Origin of the sequence: Vibrio sp. Of14-4 (genome assembly GCF_022347625.1) — a bacterium.
GTDB classification, from domain to species: domain Bacteria; phylum Pseudomonadota; class Gammaproteobacteria; order Enterobacterales; family Vibrionaceae; genus Vibrio; species Vibrio pristinus.
The window spans coordinates 1-18,977 of sequence record NZ_JAKRGI010000028.1 but is presented as its reverse complement, the minus strand read 5'-3'; the positions used below and the strand labels follow the sequence as shown (position 1 = coordinate 18,977).

Sequence of the window (18,977 nt, the reverse complement as noted above, 5' to 3'; positions counted from 1 at the left end):
TTGCTAACGACGCTTTTCCGGCAATTTCGCAGCTTTCTCTTTCGATATCCACCAAGTATCAATGCCTAAGTCGTACTTAGGCAAAGTAGCCGGGCGATCAAACTTATCCCACATAGCCACTCTGTACTTACTTACATGCCATTGTGGAATAATGTAAAAATTCCACTGTAAGACTCGATCCAATGCACGACCTAATGCAAGCAAAGCATCCGGATCTTGCTGCTTTTGAGCAATCTCCATTGTCAAGCTATCCACAACAGGATCCATAACTCCTGCAAAATTATAAGTAGAGTCGATATAGTTTGAGTTCCATATAATCATCAAATTTGGACTCGGGTATGGGTTAGCCGAATACCCTCTGGAAATCATGTCAAAGTCTCTGTCTCTTAATCGCTTTGTGTATTGCGTAGTGTCAATAGTGCGAATTTTCATCTCAATACCCATTCGCTTCATGTTCTTTTGAACGGGTATCGCAATCCGTTCATCAGTCGGGCTGTAAATCATTAACTCGAAACGAAACGGTTCACCGGTCTTAATGTTAGTAAGAACTTTATCTTTTAGCTCCCAGCCGGCCTCTTTCAATAGTTTGAAAGCGACTCTCATCTGAGCTCGAATTCGTCCAGAGCCATCTGTCTTCGGCGGTTCAAATTCTTGTGTTAGTGCCCGTGGAGGTATTTGATTTTTAAACCGCTCTAAAACTTTACGCTCTTGCTCACTGGGTAACCCCTTTGCCTCGTAATCCGTGTTTTGAAAATAGCTGCGGGTTCTAGAGTATTGACCATAGAACATGTTCTTGTTCATCCACTCAAAGTCCATTGCATAACTAAGAGCTTCTCGCACTAACGGATCTTTAAATATTTCCCTTTGAGTATTAAAAACAAACCCAGCCGTACCTTCGGGCTTTTGATGGGGAATTTCCTCTTTAGTAATAAAACCTTTATCAAAGTTTTTTCCTGTGTAGGAGTTAGCCCAGTACTTTGCCGATGTCTCAAGACGAAAATCAAACTCACCCGCTTTAAATGCTTCTAGCATGACAGTATCATCTCGATAATAATCGTACTGAATCTGCTTAAAGTTGTGTCGCCCAATATTGACAGGAAGATCCTTCGCCCAATAATCTTCCACTAATCCATAAGTGACACTCTGCCCAATTTTATAATCGATGATTTTATAGGCTGAGCTGCCCACTGGCGGCGTGGATATGGGCTCTGAAAAAGACTTATCTTTCCAAAAATGTTCTGGCAGTACTGGGGTAGATTGGGCAAAACTAAAGAGTTTCTCCCTGTTTGGCGTTGCCATTTCTATCCGAACTGTGTGCTTATTCTTTGCCTTAACAGACTTGATATCTTTATAGTAAGCTCGATACTGAGGGACTCCTTCTTTCATAAATTTATCAAAAGTAAAAGCGACATCCTCGGCGGTAATTGGTTCTCCATCGTGAAAGCGGGCTTTGGAATTAATATCTAGCTCAAGCCAAGTGTAATCATCTGAATATCGGACTCTTTGAGCGATTAGGGGATAATAAGCATCGATTTCATCACTGGGAGAGTACATCAAAGAATCGTAGAGTTCGCCTGTTGCGGCAGCAGCAACACCTCTTGATGCATAGCGATTGAAGTTATCGTAAGTTCCTATCTGGCCGTAGGTAACCTTGCCATATTTAGGCGCATTAGGATTAACATAATCAAAATGCGTAAAACCATCAGGGTACTTAGCTTTACCGAATCCTACTAAGTTGGTTGATTCAATGACTTTAGCTTGTGCGATAGAGCCTACGCTAACAAGTAGAGCTCCTAAGAAAATGCGGCGTATTGGCGTCATAGGCAGTATTCTTCCCAACATTAAGTATACTATTATTAATTCAGTTACTTAGATAAGTATAGGCACTTATACAACAGCCGGAGAAATGTTCGCAACAAAAATGTGCCGCAACGCCAACTATAAATCATGTCAAAAAAAACATGCGTACTACATCATTTCCTTGGCAATGAGGTGTAAAAGGTAGGTTTCACGCTCAATGCTCATACCTTTTTTAGGGCTGCTAGTCATGGTTTTTTCGTTATGCGCAATCGCCTCATGAATATTGACCCACATGGCTTTCATCCCGTTTTTTATTTCGTAATCTTCATAGGAAGGTTTTCCAAACTCAAGGTCTACCTTGCAGGTATAACAATAGGAATGCATGTGAATAACATCAGCTTCTGGCTTGTACCATGGTCGAAATTCTTCATAAATACCAAAAGGCTTGATGCTATGAATATTTCGAGCACCGGTTTCTTCTGTTAACTCTCTCACCAAACCCGCAATGATGTCTTCTCCATCATCAATTCCACCACCGGGAATGGAGTAATCATGATAACACTGTGTATATAACAGTAGAATTTCCTCTCCATTAACCACTATTGCTCGCGCCGCTTTCCTTTGAATGATAACTTTGTGATCCAAGTGGTTAATATCGGGATGTATAGATGTTTTTAAGTGTCTCATCAATAAATTAAACTAGGTTCGAGCTAAGTCGATTCTACCACATCAGCTTAGGGCCTCAATCTAAGCAAGCTTAAAGCGATGAATCATAGAAATTAAATTATCAGACACACGATCAAGTTCTGTACTGGCACTTGCCATCTGAGCCGATTCTGCTGATACAGAAGATGCCATATCATTCAGGCTTACCATATTTCGGTTCATCTCATTAACAGTAAGTGTCTGTTCTTCAGCGGCAGTAGCAATGTGTTGGTTCATTTCCTCTATGGTGTGAACTTCTTGGTTAATCTTGCTAATTGCTACTCCTGCTTGACTCGACAACTCAGAAGCATTGGTTGCTTTCTCTGTCCCATGGTCCATCACTTTGACAACATTCTCGGCGCCCAATTGAAGCTTCTCTACAATGTTCTGAATTTCAAGCGTTGATTCGTGTGTTCTTAGCGACAAACTTCTCACTTCATCTGCGACTACAGCAAAACCACGGCCTTGTTCCCCTGCCCTCGCTGCTTCAATGGCTGCATTAAGTGCCAATAGATTGGTTTGCTCAGCGACACCACGAATTACTTCTAAAACCGTATCAACATTACGAGCATCGGATGCCAACTGCTGAACAACTTGACTGGCAGACTGTATTTCACCAGCAAGTTCATTAGCACCACCAACATTTTTATTGATGATCTCATGACTATGATTCGCCTCTTTTGCTGCCATACGACTTGCATCATTGGCTTCTACTGTTCGCGCCGCCACTTCCTCAACGGTTGCCAACATTTCAGTCATTGCGCTCGCTAATGTTTCGACATCGCTTTGCTGCTGATTAAGACTGTGATCAATATGCAGTGCCGACCTAGATAGCTGACCTGCAGCACTAGATACTTCACTACCCGCATCACTGATATTGAGCATAATATTCTGAACCGATTCAACAAATTGGTTGAAGTAACGAGCCAAATCTACCAGTTCTCGACTGCCTTCTTCTTCTAAACGCTGAGTTAAGTCACCTTCACCTTTAGATAAAGTTTTCATTGCATTTACAGTACGGTTGAGCGGTGTAGTAATGGTTTTAATAAAGAAACCTATCACCACGGACAATAAGATTAAAATACCTATAGCGTAACTGATTGAGGCTACCTCAGAACTGCGTGTATCCTCTTTTAAAGCAAGCATATTCATTCCAGAGCCAATCATCCAACCCCATGGTTGAAAAATGAGCGCATAGCTTGTTTTGAGATCTGCAGTGGTAGAATCAGGATTTTTCCAGTAGTAATCAACAAAACCACCGCCATTTTGAGCAAGCGTATACAGGTCCTGAACAAAGTAGCGTCCTGTACTATCTTGAAGCCCAATGATGTTCTTACCGATTAATGACTCCACACCAGAAGCAAGTTGTAAACCTTCTCGACTAACGACAAAAACATAGTTGTTGCCGTCAAATCTCATCGCCGATATTGTCTTTAAAGTGCGAGATTGCGCCTCACTTTCTGAAATAAGGCCAGATTTATATTGTTGGTAATTATGCTTTGCAACACCAGAAGCTGCCTCAACCAGTGTCGATACTCCACGTTCGTAGTTGTCTCGCATGTGTTCACGAGATTTATCAATATTAAGAGCTGTGTTTGCCAGCAGCCCAATGGCAAATAGGCCTAGTATGGACCATGCCCGTGTCGCAATAGACACCTCGGATAGCTTCTTTGTGATCATGTTTATATACCCTAGCCAGAAAATAGATACTTTCAGCGCCTAGCTACAACACCCACCTAACCTAATGATAATTAAGCCAAGAGCTATTTATTTTGTCTCTAATAATTTAGCAGTAAATTATGATGTTGAAGGAGAATTTGGGCAGAATTTATACATATTTAGTATTAATAATAAAAATAACACTGCAACTATAAGTGTAAACAAGCAATTTATTGAGATAGGGTTAACCTTTTATCGATAATAATTACTTTAACTTTTGACATTTTCGCGCTTCAATATGACTAGATTTTTCCTCATTGAAAACTTTAGAGGTCCATATGTTAGATGTCGCCCTATTCAGCGCTAAGTCGTATGACGAAGTGTCTTTCAACAGAGCCAACAAGCCATTTGGCTTTGAACTGCATTTTCATGATTTTCCGCTCACTAAAAAAACCGCAAAAATGGCTCATGGATGTAAAGTCGTTTGTGCTTTTGTAAACGACGACTTGTCTGCTCCAGTCTTAAATGAGTTGTCATTACAAGGTGTTGAGCTCATCGCAATGCGATGTGCTGGCTTTGATCGAGTCGACTTAGAAACAGCTAAGAACCTAGGTATTCAAGTAGTCAGAGTACCGGCATACTCTCCTGAGTCGGTGGCCGAACACACCGTTGGCTTAATGATGTCCCTTAACCGACGTTTCCACAAAGCATATCAACGTACTCGCGATGCCAATTTTTCACTCGAAGGACTCGTTGGATTCAACTTCCACCAAAAAACGGTTGGAGTTATTGGGACTGGCAAAATAGGTATAGCTACAATGCGCATTCTCAAGGGGCTGGGAATGAATATACTCTGTTACGATCCTTTCGAAAACCCATTGGCACTAGAACTAGGCGCGACATATTGCAGTAAAGATGAAGTGTTTGAAAAAAGTGACGTCGTCACGCTTCATTGCCCTATTTCTGATGAAAACTACCACCTTTTAGATAAGACCGCTTTCGACAAAATGAAAGATGGCGTAATGATTATTAACACAAGTCGAGGCGGCTTATTAGATGCTGCAGCCGCGATTGAAGCTCTAAAAACGGGCAGAATCGGCGCACTCGGTTTGGATGTGTATGAGAATGAAAAAGACTTGTTCTTTCGGGATAAATCCAACGACATCATTGTTGATGATGTTTTTCGTCGCCTCTCAGCATGTCATAACGTCCTATTTACTGGCCATCAAGCCTTCCTCACCAATGAGGCTCTCGGCAATATTGCAGATACTACTTTAGGTAACATTGATGCTTTTCACCACAAACTTAAATCGGGAAATGAGTTGATAGACTGAATCTTGTAGTGGGCTTTCTTACCGAAGGCCCACCACAAGCTAACCTAGCTATTTTCTTAAAGCGTTTAATTTCGCTTGAGCAATACCAAATATAGTATCGATTGGGTAGCTACCTTCATCACTAGGTTCTCCAGCTGGCCTGCCCATGAAGAGTTCAATGGCTTCTGTTACGTGATCAATCGCCCATATATGAAAATCACCACGTTCGACAGCTTTAACAACATCTGGCCTTAGCATCAGATTATGCATATTCGCCCTAGGAATAATAACCCCCTGATTATCATTGCGACCTTTAATCCCACAAACATCATAAAAGCCTTCTATTTTCTCATTCACCCCTCCAATCGGCTGAGCTTGGCCAAACTGATTCATAGAACCTGTAATAGCAATGCTCTGGCAATTAGGTTGGCGTGAGAACGCAGATACTACTGCACAAAATTCAGCCATACTCGCACTATCGCCATCCACACCACCGTACGACTGCTCGAAAGTAATAGTGGTTTTAAGCGGTACTTTTGCGGTTTTACCAAACACCGAAGAGAGGTAAGCTGTCAGTATCATAACCCCTTTTGAGTGGATGCTTCCTCCCAAGTCGACGCTGCGTTCGATATCTATTACCTCACCGTCTCCATAGCATGTCGTCGCAGTGATTCGGTTAGGCGCTCCAAACATATATTCACTGGTGCTTAACACCGAAAGTGCGTTGACTTGTCCTACTGAATGGCCGTGTGTCTGAAGTAGCGTGGTTCCATTGATAAAACCTTCCATCACACTGTCTTTTAAGCGGCTGACTCTAAGCTCCTGATTTGCCAGTGCTTCCTCAACATGACTCGCTCGAATCATATTCGAGTTTGCTTGGCGAGCGACATAATTTGACTCTCTAAGAAGGTTAGCGATATTGGCTGAGTGTAATGATAACTTAGTCTGATCCCCAGATAATCGGCAACTATGTTCAATAATTCGCGCAATCGCCTTTTTATCACAATGCAGCATATTGTTATCGTTAACCACACTTGAGATAAAGCGAGCATATTGCAACTCAGATTCTGGACTGCGAACCATTTCATCTTCAAAGTCGGCCGTCACACGGAATAACTCGCTAAACTCTGGATCATAGTGTTGCAGAAGTTGATAAGTACGATAATCACCAAATAAAATTATTTTCACATCAAGCGGTATAGCTTCGGGATCAAGTGACACTGTGCCGGTTAAGGTGACTTCTTTTTCAAGTGACGTAAAACTAAGTTTTCTCGCTCTCAGCGCTCGTTTTAGCCCATCCCAAACATAAGGCTGCTCCAACACTTTCTGTGCATCCATCATCAACACACCGCCGTTCGCTTTATGTAAGCTACCTGGGCGGATCAGTGAAAAGTCCGTAAATACCGTTCCTTTAAACGTCGCCGTCTCGATATAACCAAATAAACTGTGATAATTCGGATTTTCTTCTACAACAATCGGAAAGTCATCTGTTTTACGGCTTACAAGAACGTTAACCTTGTAGCGTCTGGGAAGTTTTTTATCTAACGATGCGGTTGCTACTTCTGCCTGCTCGCCACTCTGCTCAAGAAAAATATCGGCATTATCAACAATATCCTGCTGTAATTCAGTTAAATAGGTTTTAATTGTCGGATAACCTGAGTAGTCTTTCTTCAACTGCTTTATAAAGTGGGTAATAACATCAAGAGTCACATCATCATTAAGTTTTTTGATTTTCTCACTGTAGGCTTCTTCCCACTCTGTAAGCTGGCGAACCATATCCCGCAACTTAATTTCAAGTTCATCGATGGTAGATCCAAAATATTCTTGTTCCTTTTTTGTTAGCTCCTCAAATGACTCTTCGGTATGCATTTCATCCCCATCCATAGCAACGAATTGATAGTCACCTTGGGTGGTTATGGTTAAGCTAATTCCCTTGGCTTTCGCATCTTTAGTGATGGCAGCTAATTCAGCTTCTTGTTTTTGAGCCAACTGATTTTTTAGTTTGTCAGCACGACTGTAATAGAGCTCATTATCGAAAGCTAAAGGCATGGCATTGACTAGCTTAGACATTAGCTTCTCAATGTCTTGCTTAAGTTGGCTACCAATACCTCTCGGTAATGCAAGTACTTTAGGCGTTCGAGTATCTTCAAAGTTAGCAACATAGCACCAATCGTATAGCGCTTTTACATCATGTTGGTGGCGGTTTAAATAGCGCAAAATCATGGTACGCTTGCCCAAGCCGTTTTGGCCAATAGCATAGATGTTGTAGCCCTTTTCTTTAATGGACATCGCAAACTCTACCGCTTTCTGCGCGCGTTCTTGGCCAACAATTTCATCAATAGGAGCCAGCTCTTTCGTCGACTTGCATGGCAGCATTTCTAGCTGCGCAGCGTGATACAGCTGACTTGATTCAAGCCTTTGAATTGCCATCTCTATTTTCCTTATCGTTATATTTTCGCTCTATAAGTTCCAAGTGTAGGCCAGTTTTATTTATATTTTAGTGACTTAGGTACGATCAGAGTTCAAGTGGTCAAATATCAACCAACAAGTTGCCGCACACAACTAAATGATAATTATTTGCAATGGGTAATGAATTACATTTAAATAGTATCTATTATAACTTTGGTGGAGTGAATCGAATATGGACTTACAACAGTGCTGGACTAATTATTTAAAAGCAGAGCAATTGTTGGAGCAAGGCCATTGGCCGGAAGCCCATAATTTATATGATCAGGTTCTTACCCACCTGCCCAGTCATATTCATAACGCTGTCAAAGACGAACAGACCAAACCCTGTCAATTTGGTTGCTTACTCAGAAGTTTGAGAGATTCAGCAATCTCACAGTCAGAAATATTGAACAAAATGGGTCAGTACCAAAGTGCATTTGACTTACTCAACCAAAGTTACGGATTGCTTCAGTTTATATCTATCGAGCCCACAGAACTGATTGAAGCAACTCATTCAATATTAGACAAAAGTTGTAATGATCTTTTGTCCCATATGGGAGCATTTTGCAGTGCTCAAAGAAATGCGCAGTGGATGCTAGAGTTTGAGCATGTCCAAAAAGCTCACCATCATTTTTCAAGCTTAAAAAGCTATGGAAATGATTTGGAAAGCTTTCATTAAGAGATGAATTAAAAAGGAATTTAAATGTCACAGACACCGATTCTCGAGGTAAAAAACCTCTCCGTCAGTTTTACAACCAATGATGGTATTGTTGATGCAGTTAAGAATGTCAATTTCGAGTTATTCCAAGGAGAAACTCTCGCAATTGTCGGTGAGTCTGGAAGCGGAAAGTCCGTTTCAACCAATGCTGTAATGCAACTACTGCCTAAAAATGGGATTGTCGATAAAAAGTCGCAAATTTTGTTTGAAGACCAACAATTATTAACATTACCAGAAAAAGCAATGCAAACCATACGTGGCGACCGTATTGGTATGATTTTTCAAGAACCCATGACATCACTTAACCCCTTTATGCGAGTCGGCATTCAAGTTGCCGAGGCCATTATGTGCCATCGCCCTGTCTCGCGCTCTCAAGCAAAACAAAAAGTATTGGAGCTATTTAATCTGGTTCACTTACCCAACCCACAACAAGCATACAGTAAATATCCTCATGAGTTTTCCGGTGGCCAGCTGCAACGAATAATGATCGCCATGGCTCTTATCAATGAACCAGATATTCTAATCGCTGACGAACCAACCACAGCACTTGATGTCACAGTTCAAGCCGAAGTACTTAATCTAATCAAAGAGATCCAAGCGAAGATGGGCATGGCTATATTATTTATTACCCATGACCTTGGCGTAGTAAAACATTTGGCAGACAGGGTCATTGTCATGTGTAAAGGTGATGTTGTGGAAGAAGGTAAGTGCAGTGAGCTGTTTGCCAACCCACAGCATGAATATACCGAGATGCTGATTAATTCAGTGCCTAAAGGCAATAAAGATCCTATTGATCCAAGCGCCCCTCCACTGCTTAAAGCTGAAGATATCCGAGTTAAGTTTCTCATTAAAAGTCATTTTATTCCGAGTTATAATCAATACTTCGAGGCGGTTAAAGGTATATCTCTAGAGCTAAAACAAGGGGAAACACTTGGTATCGTAGGTGAATCAGGATCAGGAAAATCAACTCTTGGTCGAGCGCTTATCGGGCTTCTACCTTCTACGGGTAATATTGCCTTCAAAGGCAACAATTTGGCAGAACTCTCTCATAAAGAAAGGTTTGCCCTCAAAAAAGACGTCCAGATGGTCTTTCAAGATCCCTATGGTTCATTGTCCCCTCGTATGACAGTAGGTGATATCATTACTGAAGGTTTAACAGTACACCAACCTCAACTCAGTCATTCGCAGCGCATGCAGCGGGCGCGTCAGGCTCTTGAAGAAGTTCGGTTAGATCCTCATTCCATTAACCGCTACCCACATGAGTTTTCTGGGGGTCAACGACAGCGTATCGCCATAGCGAGAGCACTAATCTTAGAGCCTTCATTTATTTTGTTAGACGAGCCGACTTCCGCGCTAGACAGGTCTGTCCAGCTCACCGTTATTGACTTACTCAAAGATATCCAGAAAAAACACAACATTGGTTTTCTATTCATCAGCCATGATCTAAGCGTGGTAAAAGCATTATCTGATCGTGTTTTAGTCATGCAAAAAGGAGAAGTGATGGAGCAAGGAACCGCTGATGAGATCTTCCACTCTCCACAAAATGCGTACACCCAAAAGCTCATTGATGCTTCGTTTGATTTAGACGAAGAGGATGTAGAAGCAGCCTAATACCACAATGGCTATAGTGCCGATGCTATTTTGCATCGGCTTTTAGTACTTTCGTTATTTAAAGTAATGTTTGATTTCAAGATAGCGGGTACGAATATGCTCGATGAGCATCTTTACCTTTTTTGTAGGCTGGCGAGTAAAGGGATAAACAGCATAAATGCCTAACCGTTTTCCCACTAAGTCTGGGAAAATATCAATCAACTGACCATTTCCAAGATCATGGTAAACTAAACATCGTGGGACATAAGCGATACCGTGCCCGCCAATCGCTGCTTTTCGCAGAGCTATTGCGTTATCTGTGGAAAAATTACCCGATACTTTGACGATATAATTTCCCGAAAAGCCTTTAAATTCCCAGTCCGAAGCGCCAGTTGTCTGATAGGCATATTGTAAACAATTGTGCCCTGTAAGATCTTGAGGCTGGAGGGGTCTGCCATTGCGGGAAAGATACGAGGGTGACGCACACACCAGCCACTGTGAATCAAGAATATGGCGTGCAATCAAACTCGAATCCTCTAAGTACCCAGTTCGAATCACCAAGTCATAGCCACCATCGACCAAATCAACAAAACGATTATCTAGCGACATATCTATGTTTAACTCAGGATACCAAGTACAAAATTCAGCCACTGCATCCGCTAATACTAAATCGCCAGAGATACATGGGACAGACATTTTGATCCTTCCACTAATACTTTCTCCAAAACCAGATACTGAATCTAGTGCCTCTTGAGCTGCTTGCTTCACATTTTTCGCACTATTATTCAGTGCCTTACCAGCTTCTGTTAGCGTTAATTTTCGAGTGGTTCGATAGAGAAGCTGAGTACCTACGTCTTGCTCTAACCGTGCAATTCTCTTGCTAACTACTGAATTTGTAAGGCTATTTACTTCAGCAACCTTACTAAAACTTCCTAAGTCTGCCACCTGAGAGAAAAGAATAAGATCATCTGCTTTCATATCATTATGCAATTTTTGGAATCTATTTTTTTCATTATTTCTCTGTATCCATAGAAAATAAAGCATTAATTTCACTAATAATTTACACAAAAATCACAATAAAAGAACCTAGGTGATTCAAGGGAGTCCCAGGGCCTGTTTGTACGAGGATGTACTAATGAATGAAACAATACTGGCCTTGGTGGCCTTTTCACCGATAGCTGTGGCAGCTTTCCTATTAGTAGGTCTAAACTGGCCTGCAAAACGAGCCATGCCAATCGCTTTCGCCCTCACGGTCGTCATTGCATTTTTTGTTTGGGATATGTCTACTTCCCGAATTTTCGCATCTGCAATCCAGGGGGTTATCATCACAATTTCAGTGCTTTGGATTGTTTTTGGCGCAATATTTCTGCTCAATACTCTCAAACATACAGGGGCGATATCTACTATTCGCTACGGGTTCACGAACATTTCTCCAGATCGACGAGTGCAAGCCATCATTATTGCCTGGTGCTTTGGCTGCTTTATCGAAGGAGCTTCAGGGTTTGGGACACCAGCCGCGATTGCTGCTCCTCTTCTCGTAGCGATTGGCTTTCCCGCGTTAGCCGCTGTATTAATGGGTATGATGATCCAATCAACCCCAGTTTCGTTTGGTGCTGTAGGCACCCCGATAATAGTAGGCATCAACAAAGGCCTAGATAGCCACAATATAGGCCAGACATTGGTAAGTAATGGCTCGAACTGGGAGGCCTACCTTCAACAGATAACCGCAAGTGTATCTATCATTCACGCCTGTGTGGGTATACTCATCCCAGTGCTGATGGCAGTCATGCTCACGCGGTTTTTTGGTAAAAATAAGAGCTGGACTGAAGGTCTAGATATTATTCCTTTCGCCCTATTTGCTGGTCTGTCTTTTACTTTGCCCTACGCTCTAACTGGTGTCTTTCTCGGACCAGAGTTCCCTTCACTCATTGGTGGATTAACCGGGTTATCCGTTGTCGTTTTTGCCGCCAAAAGAGGTTTTTTAGTTCCTCAAACTACATGGGACTTTGAGCACGAGTCTAAGTGGCCAAAAGAGTGGTTAGGTTCGTTAAAAATCGAGCTTAATACAACGCAGAGTAAACCAATGAGCATGTGGCTAGCTTGGTTTCCGTATGTCTTGCTCGCTCTCGCTTTAGTATTAAGTCGTGTTAGTGGCGATGTAAAGTCTGTGCTGATGGGCATCAACTTGTCCTTTGAAAATATATTTAATTACGCTGATATTAACGCGGCAATTCAGCCTCTCTATTTGCCCGGTGGGATTTTAGTTTTTGTCGCCTTTGTCGCGGTACTAATACAATCTCGTAGCATTAAGCCGCTGGTCAAAGCTTGTGGCGAATCAAGCCAAGCATTAGTCGGTGCTGGCTTTGTCTTAATGTTCACAATACCCATGGTAAGAATTTTTGTTAACTCAGGTATCAATGGCGCAGACTTAGCTAGCATGCCCATTACAACGGCTAACTTTACTGCGAGCTTAGTCGGTGAAGCTTTTCCTGTACTGAGTGCTTCTATTGGTGCTCTAGGTGCTTTCATCGCCGGCTCAAATACCGTTTCTAATATGATGTTTGGTCAGTTTCAGTTTGAAGTTGCGAGAACCTTATCCATATCAAGCGTTATCGTCGTCGCTTTGCAAGCTGTCGGGGCTGCGGCTGGCAACATGATAGCGATCCATAATGTTGTTGCTGCCTCTGCAACTGTAGGTTTACTGGGGCGAGAAGGCGCCACACTTCGTAAGACTATTCTGCCCACACTCTATTATGTCATTGTCACTGGCATCATTGGTCTCATCGCAATATATGGATTGGGTATGACGGACGCACTCATGATGTAACGCTAAATTCACCAGATATTTTACCTGATACTTAACCTTAGGAATGCTACTAATGATCATTTCATCTACCTCTGACTATCGCAAAGCAGCACAAGCCAAGTTGCCACCGTTTTTGTTTCATTACATAGATGGTGGTTCATACAACGAACATACATTAAGGCGCAATTGTGAGGACTTATCGTCGATAGCACTCAAGCAGAGAGTGCTAAAAAACATGTCTGATATTGATATCACCACAAAAGTGTTTGGAGAAAGCTTTGCTCTACCTATCGCCCTATCTCCTGTTGGCTTAACTGGTATGTATTCTAAACGCGGTGAAGTTCAAGCGGCATTGGCAGCAGAGCAAAAAGGTATTCCTTTTACCATGTCAACGGTTTCAGTATGCCCTATTGAAGAAGTGGCTCCAAAGCTTAAAAGGCCCATGTGGTTTCAGCTCTATGTACTAAAAGATCGTGGTTTTATGCGAAATGTTCTTGAACGCGCCAAAGAAGCTGGGGTGAGCACACTGGTCTTTACTGTCGATATGCCAGTTCCAGGAGCGCGCTATCGCGATTTACATTCTGGTATGAGTGGACCAAATGCAGCGATGCGACGAGCTTTTCAAGCAATGCGTCACCCTGACTGGGCGTTTAACGTCGGCGTATTCGGGAAGCCTCATGATCTTGGGAATATCTCTACCTACCGCGGAAAGCCCACAAAACTTGAAGACTATATCGGATGGCTAGGAGAAAACTTTGACCCCTCTATTTGTTGGAAAGATCTAGAGTGGATTAGAGACTTCTGGGATGGTCCTATGATCATAAAAGGTATTTTAGACCAACAAGATGCAAAAGATGCGGTTAGTTTTGGTGCTGATGGTATTGTTGTCTCCAACCATGGTGGGCGCCAGCTTGATGGCGTTCTATCATCTGCTAAAGCACTGCCTTACATTGCCGATGCCGTCAAAGGAGATTTAAAAATATTCGTCGATTCGGGGATACGCTCTGGACTTGATGTAGTTAGAATGCTCGCCTTGGGTGCCGATTGTGCAATGTTAGGGCGCTCTTATATTTATGCGCTCGCCGCTCATGGCAAAGCAGGTGTTGAGAATCTGCTCGACCTTTATGAGAAAGAAATGAGGGTTGCTATGACCTTAACTGGCGCAAACGACATCAGTCAGCTAAATCACGACTCATTAATGCACATCTAGCACCCAGCCAATACAGACAACTTAGGTTGAGACGGTGACTCTCAGCCTTTCTCTCGATAATCACAATGTAACCAAAGTACTACTTTGGGCAAAGGTGATCACAGAAGTAAGATGTAATCCATTACAAACTTATCTAGGGTACATATGATGCTTGTGACAAACTGACAAGACACAAGGAATTTGGTATGGAACTCGAAATGTTCGTCTGCGATGCATTCACCACTCAACGCTTTAAAGGCAATGCCGCAGCAGTCGTTCCTGTATGCGAATGGCTGTGTGACGACATCATGCAAAGTATTGCTTCTGAGAATAATCTATCTGAAACCGCATTTATCAAACCAACCGGAGCTAACCAGTATGCTATCCGTTGGTTTTCACCAAGCTCTGAAGTCGACTTCTGCGGCCACGCAACCCTCGCCGCTGCTTTCTGCCTTTACCAGTTCTATGATGTAGAGGGGAAAATTTCATTTGATACCCTTAATGTCAGCACCTTAAATGTAGAGAAAGATCTCTCTGGACGGATTCTAATGACGTTTCCTAATAGGTTGCCAATTGAATCTGAATGCCCAGGCGAGGTATTTGAATCACTGTCTATTCGCCCGACAAAAGTACTCAAAGCGCCCCAAGCTTATTTTGCCGTTTTTGATAATGAAGAGCAGGTAAAACAGGTAAAAGTGCGCCGAGAGTACTTGGAGAAACTTGCTCCTTTTGAGCTTATCGTTACAGCGAAAGGTCAGGATCACGACTTTGTATCACGCTACTTTTGGCTTGATGTTGGTGACTGCGAGGACCCAGTTACTGGCTCAGCTCATTCTTCACTTGCCCCTTATTGGGCATCTCAACTAAACAAAAATAACTTAGAAGGTTACCAAGCTTCAAAGCGCGGGGGAACCGTCTACTGCCACGTTGATGATGACAATGTTATTGTATCGGGCCATGCCATACTGTACTCAAAAAGTAAGATTTACATTTAAAAACACACCTTCACTCACAGAGCATGGGAAAAACCAGAGACGTGGCACACTCTCTGGTTTTATCAACAGCATCACCAAAATCATATTGTCGCTAGCTATCATCCAAGCTTTCAAAAGATTCATCATCAGCCCGGTGATAAATATGAGCCTTGCGCTGCTCTATAAGCACTATCGCAGATAATGGACTTACAGAGTGGACTTCCCCTTTGCAAAAAGAGATAGGTTGTTTCCAAGTGCCATCCTTGTACTCACCTGATGCATCAAATTGGATAAGAACATTCATACGCACCTCCAAACCACATTGAGCATTACCTAAGTTTAGCCGTTAAATAGATATTTTATTAGTGTGGTTATGTTGCATATGGTTGAGAGCGAGAAAGGACCTATTCGTCGAATAATCAAACTTTACAACAACCAAAGTCAAAGTAGATAACATATTAATTATGCCGTTCTGTAACGAGTTAACTCCATCTAGGCCTATTGTAATAAAATAAAACTATAAATATAGGAAATTTTCAGTAATTCCAAGCCTTTAAATTAGGTCTTACAAAAGTAAGATAAAAATAATTTATATAACTTGAAACTATTATAAAACTTTTCTTCAAATTACCTAAAATGGATGTAAAATCAACAAGCTATCATAGATTGAAAACTCAATAAATTAAATAAATCAAACCATATGACAACAATAGAATAATAACCAACAATTTTGATTTATTTAAATAATTTGGGCGTAATGTCATATTTCAAATAAACAACAATTTAATTTTAATTAATATTGCAGTCTATTTGAAATATATTGTTAATGTTTTATTCAAACCTAACACGAGGCCAGTTTCTATGAATAAAAATAAAATAATACTCTGCCTATCTGCACTCTATTCAACCAGTTCAATTGCTGTCATAAATATCACTCCTAACCATGTGGAAGTACAAGGTGAACAATGTGAGAGTGGTTATCGTATTCTCAAGCCAGAAGAAGCAAGAAAGCTATCAGCAGCGCTCTACGACCAAAGCAAAATCGATATGTGGGGACGGTATTTTCTCGATAACGGAAAAACACTCTCTATCACTCATGATAACAGCCTTAATGTTGTACATAATGCTTTTGAATATCTTGCGACTATCGAAGACAATGATCCTAACATACCAACAGGACAAAGCCTATGTACCAAGCAGAAAGGAAATTTTTACGCTGTTGATACAAGTAGTGAAACCAAATATCAAAAGATCATTTACAATGAGTTAGCTATTGATCAAGAGCTGAGAGACGGCGTATTACATACAGCAACGACAGATCAAGTATCAGAAACAAAGTATGGTGATAACCTGATTAGCCGCATTAGAATGCTAGTCAAAGTCGATGTGGATAATAGCGCAAGCTTTATGATCAGAGCCGTAGGTGAGGAGTCAACGCCAGATTTACAAGTCTCCAAAGACCGAGACGGGCATTTTGGTTACGTAGGCCTTACTGGAAAAATCAACGGCAATCTTCTTCAAATGCGATACAACGGTACAGGAGACCGAGCACTGGGCCCTACTCCACCTCTTCTAGATTCTTATCTTTTTACGCCTGGCTCAGGTAATCCTCTGATGAAATACTGGAAATTTAAGCTCAACCTTGAAGAAAGTATTGAAGACGGGTATGTCCTTGCAACCTTAAATATTTTTTCGGATAAAGCTCAAAAACAGCTGATTGAAAAAACCAATGTCTCTTTAGAGCTCAATGATGCTGACTATTTTCCAGAAACTGGTGTGACCGTTGTTGGTAACTCTCTTCTCAGTAGCCCTATCCACTTTAGAACTGATGATTACTCGCAAAATCAGTGGTCTTCTTATCACCTTCTATACAGCACAAGTTCAAAAGCAGTTGAGGACCAGTTTTTTAGTGGAAAACATATTAGTGCGGCTTCTGATCCTGCGCGAGAAGACAGGTACGCCAACGATGTAGAAAACCTCGTTTTAGCTCAGCAGACGTCGATACCCTTGGAGCTACCCACAGCGCATCGACGTCAAAAGAGGTGTGTGGAGGATTTCATACAGTCCCTACAAAGCCTGGGGGCTTGGGCATTCGCTAGATTATTAGGACAGCCTAGCATCTGTGGTGTACAAAACCATCAACCGATCGCCAATGTTCCTCCTCTTATCGTTGATGAACCTCAACCTACTAGCAATAACAATAATGTTGTTTATGAAGTGATAGAGACTCAGCCACACAGCGATAATCCCGATGCGTTTAACACGGCAATGAATGTATTAGCTTGTGATGACAATGTAAACACGGATGCCGATGAAGGAACATGCACCGTAGAACAAAGTGAAGCAATAAACCTTATGGGGGATCTTACCCATGATCAGTTAGGCGCTGTCATTAATGATGTCCAAGAGCATCTTAATCTTGCAGCGCAAGGAGCAGGCCCTGCACTATCAGTTGACACTGGCAATCAGCACCTCAACGACTTTATCAATCACAACCCTGAAGCGGCTATAGACCTGCTAAATAGCGCTATGTTAGTTGCCAATGCGTCAAATGTGAAACCCGATAAACTCGTTTCACGAAGGAATAAAAAAGGCAAAAAGCGTAATGAAAATGTTCTGACCGGCTCTTGTGCCAACAACGATCCAGAAGTCAAAGACGACGATGGATTCCAATGTGTGCAAAACATACGCAGGAGAGCAAACAGAAGACCGACAGACACTGTCGTTAGCTTGCCTCCCCTTTTGCAAACTGGTGGAGACTATTACACCAGAAATTCCGCAAACTTCCATACCATGGTAAGAGCATTTACCAATAGTGGTGTAAGCTCACGTATGACTTACAATGAAGTAGCCAATAACACTTGGGCAATTGCCTATGATGGGGCCGCTCCGGGTAATAATCGCAGATTTGTGGTTTTGTCTGAAGCCAATAATGGTCGTAGCGGAAGGTTTGGCTTCGGGTTAGAGCACATATGGACCAACAGAGATGGTGGTCACCAAAGAGACTTCATGCAGCATGGCTTTCACAACCGAGAGATGTTAGCACGCATGATTATGGCAGCCTTAACCAGTGTTGACGGTAACCCCAGAATTACAACCAGAACGGGTGAAGGCGGCCAACGCAGAGACTATGCAGCCGTCACTTTTGTGTATGGTCGTTATCATTATCTGTTTACCAATGTCGCCATTGTAGTGGGTAGTGACGGTTATGTAATTACCGCTTTCCCAACCAGAAATTCACGACTTTCCACGATAGAAGATGAGTTATAATCATTAAGTAATAATTAACATTAAACCGCCACGCAAAAGCTGGCGGTTTTGTTATGGTAAGATGTTTTTGCCCCGAAATAATTTAGACTATTTTCGCTGTTCAACTCTCGATTCCAAATACGACTTAGTTTTTCGGCTCTTCTCCGCTGAGGTGAACTTGGGTTGATTACAAGAACTATCGGTTTGCCTCGTGGTTTTCTACTGAAATTTTATTTAGTGGGCTTACAGTACCAGCAAAGTGCTCACCAATTACATGTGTATAGATTTGTGTCGTCGCCACATCTGAGTGGCCTAGCAATTCTTGAACTGTCCGGATATCTTGACCAAAACATTTTGTTCAAAAAATTTACTTGCCATCTCCACTCTCCCTTGCTGTGTATCCGCACAGTTTATTAGGTTTGAATCCGGTTTGAGTATGAAAAATGGCTTGTTTTGTTGAGTGCTTAGTCTCGTTTTGTCGATAGAATATTTAGTAAGTTATTGTTTATGTGGATAGTTGTGATGA

At 41.9% G+C, this 18,977-nt stretch carries 13 protein-coding genes and 1 pseudogene; 7 read left to right on the top strand and 7 right to left on the bottom strand.

Translation table 11 applies throughout. The annotated features are described in order from the left end of the window. Positions 1-3: 3 nt before the first annotated feature. The 3 genes from MHN79_RS19255 to MHN79_RS19245 all read right to left on the bottom strand — a co-directional run bounded on the left by MHN79_RS19255 (position 4) and on the right by MHN79_RS19245 (position 4,185). Complete coding sequence (locus MHN79_RS19255; protein WP_239174407.1) at positions 4-1,821, bottom strand: extracellular solute-binding protein; 1,818 nt, start codon at positions 1,819-1,821, stop codon at positions 4-6. 147 nt (positions 1,822-1,968) lie between these two features. Then, positions 1,969-2,487: an NUDIX hydrolase gene (locus MHN79_RS19250; RefSeq protein ID WP_239174405.1), complete on the bottom strand. Its 519-nt coding sequence runs from the start codon at positions 2,485-2,487 to the stop codon at positions 1,969-1,971. Between the two features lie 60 nt (positions 2,488-2,547). After that, positions 2,548-4,185 (bottom strand): methyl-accepting chemotaxis protein, encoded by a 1,638-nt coding sequence (locus MHN79_RS19245; protein ID WP_239174402.1) that lies wholly within the window; start codon positions 4,183-4,185, stop codon positions 2,548-2,550. A 317-nt stretch (positions 4,186-4,502) separates the two neighbouring features. On the opposite strand from MHN79_RS19245, the gene MHN79_RS19240 reads away from it, so the two are divergent. Beyond that, positions 4,503-5,498: a 2-hydroxyacid dehydrogenase gene (locus tag MHN79_RS19240; RefSeq protein WP_239174400.1), complete on the top strand. Its 996-nt coding sequence runs from the start codon at positions 4,503-4,505 to the stop codon at positions 5,496-5,498. Positions 5,499-5,546: 48 nt separating this feature from the next. Here the strand turns inward: MHN79_RS19240 and MHN79_RS19235 are convergent, their stop codons facing one another. Next, entirely contained in the window at positions 5,547-7,907 is a 2,361-nt protein-coding gene (locus MHN79_RS19235) for an ATP-binding protein (RefSeq protein ID WP_239174398.1), read from the bottom strand. A 211-nt stretch (positions 7,908-8,118) separates the two neighbouring features. On the opposite strand from MHN79_RS19235, the gene MHN79_RS19230 reads away from it, so the two are divergent. Both MHN79_RS19230 and MHN79_RS19225 read left to right on the top strand, forming a co-directional pair. Beyond that, entirely contained in the window at positions 8,119-8,604 is a 486-nt protein-coding gene (locus tag MHN79_RS19230; RefSeq protein WP_114786319.1) for a hypothetical protein, read from the top strand. A 24-nt stretch (positions 8,605-8,628) separates the two neighbouring features. Next, on the top strand, positions 8,629-10,254 hold the full coding sequence (locus MHN79_RS19225) for an ABC transporter ATP-binding protein (protein ID WP_239174396.1): 1,626 nt from the start codon (positions 8,629-8,631) through the stop codon (positions 10,252-10,254). Between the two features lie 54 nt (positions 10,255-10,308). On the opposite strand, the gene MHN79_RS19220 is transcribed toward MHN79_RS19225, so the two are convergent. Beyond that, on the bottom strand, positions 10,309-11,211 hold the full coding sequence (locus MHN79_RS19220) for a LysR family transcriptional regulator (RefSeq protein ID WP_239174394.1): 903 nt from the start codon (positions 11,209-11,211) through the stop codon (positions 10,309-10,311). A gap of 157 nt (positions 11,212-11,368) precedes the next feature. Between MHN79_RS19220 and MHN79_RS19215 the strand changes: the two genes are divergently transcribed. From MHN79_RS19215 to MHN79_RS19205, 3 genes are all read left to right on the top strand, one after another. Further along, positions 11,369-13,060 (top strand): L-lactate permease, encoded by a 1,692-nt coding sequence (locus tag MHN79_RS19215; protein WP_239174392.1) that lies wholly within the window; start codon positions 11,369-11,371, stop codon positions 13,058-13,060. 52 nt (positions 13,061-13,112) lie between these two features. After that, on the top strand, positions 13,113-14,249 hold the full coding sequence (gene lldD / locus MHN79_RS19210; RefSeq protein ID WP_239174390.1) for an FMN-dependent L-lactate dehydrogenase LldD: 1,137 nt from the start codon (positions 13,113-13,115) through the stop codon (positions 14,247-14,249). A 185-nt stretch (positions 14,250-14,434) separates the two neighbouring features. Next, the gene (locus MHN79_RS19205; RefSeq protein WP_239174388.1) at positions 14,435-15,223 is read left to right on the top strand and encodes a PhzF family phenazine biosynthesis protein; all 789 of its coding nucleotides are present in this window, start codon (positions 14,435-14,437) and stop codon (positions 15,221-15,223) included. Between the two features lie 91 nt (positions 15,224-15,314). Here the strand turns inward: MHN79_RS19205 and MHN79_RS19200 are convergent, their stop codons facing one another. Beyond that, entirely contained in the window at positions 15,315-15,506 is a 192-nt protein-coding gene (locus MHN79_RS19200) for a hypothetical protein (RefSeq protein ID WP_160930742.1), read from the bottom strand. Between the two features lie 557 nt (positions 15,507-16,063). Here MHN79_RS19200 and MHN79_RS19195 point away from each other — a divergent pair. Further along, positions 16,064-18,472, top strand: a complete 2,409-nt coding sequence (locus tag MHN79_RS19195) for a hypothetical protein (RefSeq protein WP_239174386.1) — start codon at positions 16,064-16,066, stop codon at positions 18,470-18,472. 175 nt (positions 18,473-18,647) lie between these two features. Here the strand turns inward: MHN79_RS19195 and MHN79_RS19190 are convergent. Continuing rightward, positions 18,648-18,797: pseudogene (locus MHN79_RS19190) on the bottom strand (tyrosine-type recombinase/integrase); the annotation flags it as partial. Positions 18,798-18,977: the final 180 nt, after the last annotated feature.